General features: G+C 56.3%; 5 protein-coding genes. 2 read left to right on the top strand and 3 right to left on the bottom strand.

All coding sequences use genetic code 11. The features are described from left to right. A partial coding sequence (locus QRN50_RS17180) for a hypothetical protein (RefSeq protein ID WP_285427576.1) occupies positions 1–185 on the bottom strand: 185 nt, incomplete at its 3' end. Positions 186–222: 37 nt separating this feature from the next. Between QRN50_RS17180 and erpA the strand changes: the two genes are divergently transcribed. Then, positions 223–573, top strand: coding sequence for an iron-sulfur cluster insertion protein ErpA (gene erpA / locus QRN50_RS17175; RefSeq protein ID WP_002551953.1), 351 nt, complete (start codon positions 223–225; stop codon positions 571–573). A 62-nt stretch (positions 574–635) separates the two neighbouring features. Here erpA and QRN50_RS17170 read toward each other — a convergent pair whose 3' ends face one another. Together QRN50_RS17170 and QRN50_RS17165 are read right to left on the bottom strand one after the other, a co-directional pair. After that, on the bottom strand, positions 636–1730 hold the full coding sequence (locus tag QRN50_RS17170) for an anhydro-N-acetylmuramic acid kinase (protein ID WP_003401948.1): 1095 nt from the start codon (positions 1728–1730) through the stop codon (positions 636–638). A 3-nt stretch (positions 1731–1733) separates the two neighbouring features. Continuing rightward, on the bottom strand, positions 1734–3161 hold the full coding sequence (locus QRN50_RS17165) for a peptidoglycan DD-metalloendopeptidase family protein (RefSeq protein ID WP_003401947.1): 1428 nt from the start codon (positions 3159–3161) through the stop codon (positions 1734–1736). A gap of 201 nt (positions 3162–3362) precedes the next feature. Between QRN50_RS17165 and tyrS the strand changes: the two genes are divergently transcribed. Further along, positions 3363–4574: a tyrosine--tRNA ligase gene (gene tyrS / locus QRN50_RS17160; protein WP_024639964.1), complete on the top strand. Its 1212-nt coding sequence runs from the start codon at positions 3363–3365 to the stop codon at positions 4572–4574. The last annotated feature ends 52 nt before the right edge of the window (positions 4575–4626 follow it).

Below are 4626 nucleotides of genomic sequence, written 5' to 3'. Positions count from 1 at the left end.
TAGCTTGTAGCTTGTAGCTTGTAGCTTGTAGCTTGTAGCTTGTAGCTTGTAGCTTGTAGCTTGTAGCTTGTAGCTTGTAGCTTGTAGCTTGTAGCTTGTAGCTTGTAGCTTGTAGCTTGTAGCTTGTAGCCGCTCCCGATCAAATAGTTGACCGATTTTCTAGGAGAAGCGGATAATGCCGTCATTACGCATTACGACGGCTAACGCCGGGAGATATCACACATGAGTGTCGAATCCTTCACGCCTACCGCTTTGGAGTTCACTCCAAATGCTGCGCACAAGGTGAAAACCCTGGTCGACGAAGAGGGCAATGATCGTCTCAAACTGCGTGTATTCGTTACAGGTGGCGGTTGCTCAGGTTTTCAGTACGGTTTTACTTTCGATGAAGATGTGGCAGACGATGACACCATCGTCGAGCGCGAGGGCGTAAGCCTGGTTGTCGATCCGATGAGCTTTCAGTACCTGGCCGGCGCAGAAGTCGATTATCAGGAAGGGCTTGAAGGGTCGCGATTCGTGATCAAGAACCCGAATGCCTCCACAACCTGTGGCTGTGGCTCCTCGTTCTCGATCTGATCGAAGCTTGCTGTAAACAAAAACGCCGCTCATTGAGCGGCGTTTTGCATTGCGGCATCGCGTCAGGCGGGGTAGATCGCGCCCAGAACGCGCCTGCCTTTGGCGCCGGTCACCGTCGGACGATTGGCCGGAACGCCTTCGAGGCAGCAATGGGCCAGCCAGGCAAACGCCATTGCCTCAACCCAGTCAGGGTTTACGCCGAACTTCTCGGTACTGCTGACCTCTGTATCGGGCAACAGCTCTGCAAGGCGTTTCATCAGCGCCTTGTTATGCGCACCGCCACCACAGACCAGAAGCTCCCGGGTAATCGGTTGTGCAGATTTCAGGGAATCGGTGATCGTCAATGCTGTCAGTTCCAGCAGAGTGGCCTGCACATCTTCTGGAGCCAGTGTTTTCGACTGGAACAGATGGTGTTTAACCCAGCCCAGGTTGAACACTTCCCGGCCTGTACTCTTGGGGCCCTTGGTGAGGAAAAACTGATCGCTGAGCAGTTTCTCGAGCAGCGCAGAATCAACCTTGCCGCTCGCCGACCATGCGCCATCCTTGTCGTAGCTTTCATGGAGCTGTGAAGATATCCACGCATCGAGCAGTACGTTACCGGGGCCGCAGTCGAAGCCTTCGACCGGGCGATCCGACTCGATCAGGCTCAGGTTACTGAACCCGCCGATGTTCAACACGGCGCGATGATCCTTGTTGTCGTCGAACAACGCTTCGTGGAAAGCCGGCACCAGGGGGGCACCCTGGCCGCCTGCTGCGATGTCGCGGCGGCGGAAGTCGCTGACCACGGTAATTTCAGTCAGCTCTGCCAGCAGCGCAGGGTTGCCGATCTGAATGCTGTAGCCGCGCGATGGCTCATGACGAATAGTCTGGCCGTGGCTGCCAATGGCGCGAATCTGAGCGGGCACCATGTTTTGATCTTGCAGCAAGGTCTGCACGCCCTGTGCGACCAGCCTGCACCACTTTTGCTCCGCAATGGCCGCACGCGCAAGCTCATCCGCGCCGCTGGAGCAAAGCCCCAGCAGCTCGGCATGCAGGTCTTCCGGCATGGGGATGTAGTGAGTAGCCAGAAGCCTTGATCGGTCATCCTGCTTCAAAAGGGCGATATCAATCCCATCGAGACTGCTGCCGGACATCACACCTATATAGAAGAAGTCCATGGATTACCTTTTATTCGAGGCCAGCGTGGTGGCTTTTTCCTGATCCATGCGGGCCATCAACGGCTGGCTTTGCTGCATGAACCGCTGTTTTTCGGATTTGGCGATCGGATCCGCCATCGGAAGCTTTTGGCCCAACGGGTCTACGTGAACGCCATTGACCTGAAACTCGTAGTGCAAGTGCGGGCCTGTGGACAGCCCGGTAGTTCCAATATAGCCGATAACCTGGCCTTGCTTGACAGTGCCGCCGGTCTGTATGCCTTTAGCGAAGCCCTGCATGTGACCATACAGCGTACGGTAGGTGTCGCCGTGCTGAATGATGACGGTATTGCCGTATCCGCCACGGCGGCCGGCGAGCAGGACCTTGCCGTCGCCGGTGGCCTTGATCGGCGTACCGCGTGGCGCTGCATAGTCCACACCTTTGTGAGCGCGGATCTTGTTGAGGATCGGGTGCTTGCGGCCCATCGAGAACATCGAGCTGATGCGGGCGAAGTCGACCGGGGTACGGATGAAGGCCTTGCGCATGCTGTTGCCGTCAGCCGTGTAGTAATTGGTATTGCCCTGCTTGTTGGTGTAGCGAACGGCGGTGTAGGTCTTGCCCCGGTTAGTGAAGCGGGCGGACAGGATATTCCCTGTGCCTACGCTCTTGCCGTTGACCACTTTCTGTTCGTATACCACATCGAATTCGTCACCCTTGCGGATGTCCTGCGCGAAGTCGATGTCGTAGCCAAAGATGTTGGCCATGTCCATCGTCATGCTATGAGTCAGGCCGGCACGTTGCGCGGACTGCGACAGGGAGCTGTTGATCACCCCGTGTACGTAGGCGTTACGCACGTTGGGCTTGCTGATCTCGCGATTGAATGCGTAACCACCAGTTGCTGTCTTCGACAGGCTGATGGACTCGACTTCGCTGAGTTTTGTGTGCAATTGCTTGAGCTGGCCATCCGGCGTCAGCTCGAACTGCAGCGTCTGTCCGTTCTGCAGCTTGCTGAACTGCTTGGCCTGCTTGTCGCTGGCCAGTACTTCATGAACGGTGGCGGCGGGTAGCCCGACTTTTTCGAACAGGGTCGACAGCGTGTCGCCCTTGCTGACGGTGACCTCCCTGTGGGCAGGATCTTTCGCAGCGGCTGGCGCGGTAGTCTCTGCCTGAGGCTGTGCGTTGGCGGTGTCTTGAGCCTGATCGTCGGCGTTGTCGATCTGGGCAAATGGCGATTCGGTGGTTTCAGGTGTGGCTTGAGTGGCTTGTTGAGCGTCTTGGTCTTGTACGTCCTGATCCGGTGCCTCCAGATCGAGGGGAATGTTGGTTCGTTTGGCTTCGACATCGCTGGATGGAAAAACCAGGAGAGCCAGGCTCAACAACGCGGCGATGCCGCTTGCAGCGAGCAGGTGACTCTTCGGATAAAGCGGGGGCGCTTTAGGCGGTGTGTCTTTCATAGGTAATTTGACTTTGAAAAAGGTGAAATGGAAAAGATGAATGACATGATGAAGATGAAATAACTGTATAAAATATAACCAAAACCTGCTCGAAGCAACCCTTCCCGCGTATCAGTCACTGATTCGCAGGCAAACGCTGGGCAAAACTTGTAATTGGGCTCTGATCTTGTAAGGTTGGTTCCCTTTGAATTGGGGGCTGTAATGAAGTCGGTTGAAGAGCAGCTGGCGCTGATCAAGCGCGGTGCAGATGAACTCCTGGTCGAGGCCGAGCTGGTCGAGAAGCTGAAGCGTGGCCAGCCACTGCGTATCAAGGCTGGTTTCGATCCGACGGCGCCCGATCTGCACCTTGGGCACACCGTGCTTATTAACAAGCTGCGGCAGTTCCAGGATCTGGGGCATCAGATCATCTTCCTGATCGGTGATTTCACCGGCATGATCGGCGACCCGAGCGGTAAAAGCGCCACGCGTCCGCCGCTCACCCGTGAGCAGGTTCTCGACTACGCCGAAACCTACAAGTCTCAGGTCTTCAAGATTCTCGATCCGGCCAAGACCGAAGTCGCGTTCAACTCGACCTGGATGGATCAGTTGAGTCCGGCTGACTTCATTCGCTTGTCTTCGCAGTACACGGTCGCGCGGATGCTCGAGCGTGATGATTTCGACAAGCGCTATAAAAGCAATCAGTCCATTGCCATTCACGAATTCCTTTACCCGCTGGTGCAGGGCTATGACTCCGTGGCCTTGAAGGCCGACGTCGAGCTGGGCGGTACCGATCAGAAATTCAATCTGCTGATGGGGCGCGAGCTTCAGCGCGCTTATGGGCAGGAGCCGCAATGCATCCTGACTATGCCGTTGCTGGAAGGCCTGGATGGCGTGAAGAAGATGTCCAAGTCGCTAGGCAACTACGTCGGCATTCAAGAAGCGCCGGGCATTATGTATAGCAAGCTGGTGTCGATTCCTGATTCCCTGATGTGGCGCTACTTCGAGCTGTTGAGCTTCCGCTCGATGGAAGAGATCGACGGCTTGAAGGCTGATTGCGAAGCGGGTGCCAACCCTCGCGACATCAAGATCAAGCTGGCCGAAGAGCTGGTCGCGCGTTTCCATGGCGAGGAGGCTGCGGCCAATGCGCATCGCTCTGCGGGTAACCGTATGAAGGAAGGCGAGCTGCCGGATGATCTACCGGAGCTATCGGTGGCTGCTGCCGAGGACATGCCGATCTCTGCGGTCCTTAATAAAGCTGGCCTGGTAAAGAACGCAGCAGTCGCTCGTGATCTGCTGGCTTCTGGCGGTGTACGTATAGATGGTGAGGTGGTGGATCGCAGCTTTGTATTCAAGCTGGGTGCGACCCATGTTTGCCAGGCCGGCAAGAAGGCTTTTGGGCGCGTTACGCTGGTTTCTGAAGAAAGTTCAAATTAACGGTTGACGCCCTCGCTGAGGTGTCTATAATTCGCCCCACTTCCGGCGCAGA

Source organism: Pseudomonas sp. MEJ108 (genome assembly GCF_030208985.1).
In the GTDB taxonomy this organism is placed as follows: domain Bacteria; phylum Pseudomonadota; class Gammaproteobacteria; order Pseudomonadales; family Pseudomonadaceae; genus Aquipseudomonas; species Aquipseudomonas fragariae.
Note: the sequence above shows the minus strand (reverse complement) of the source record. Positions and strands in the feature narration are given on the sequence as shown.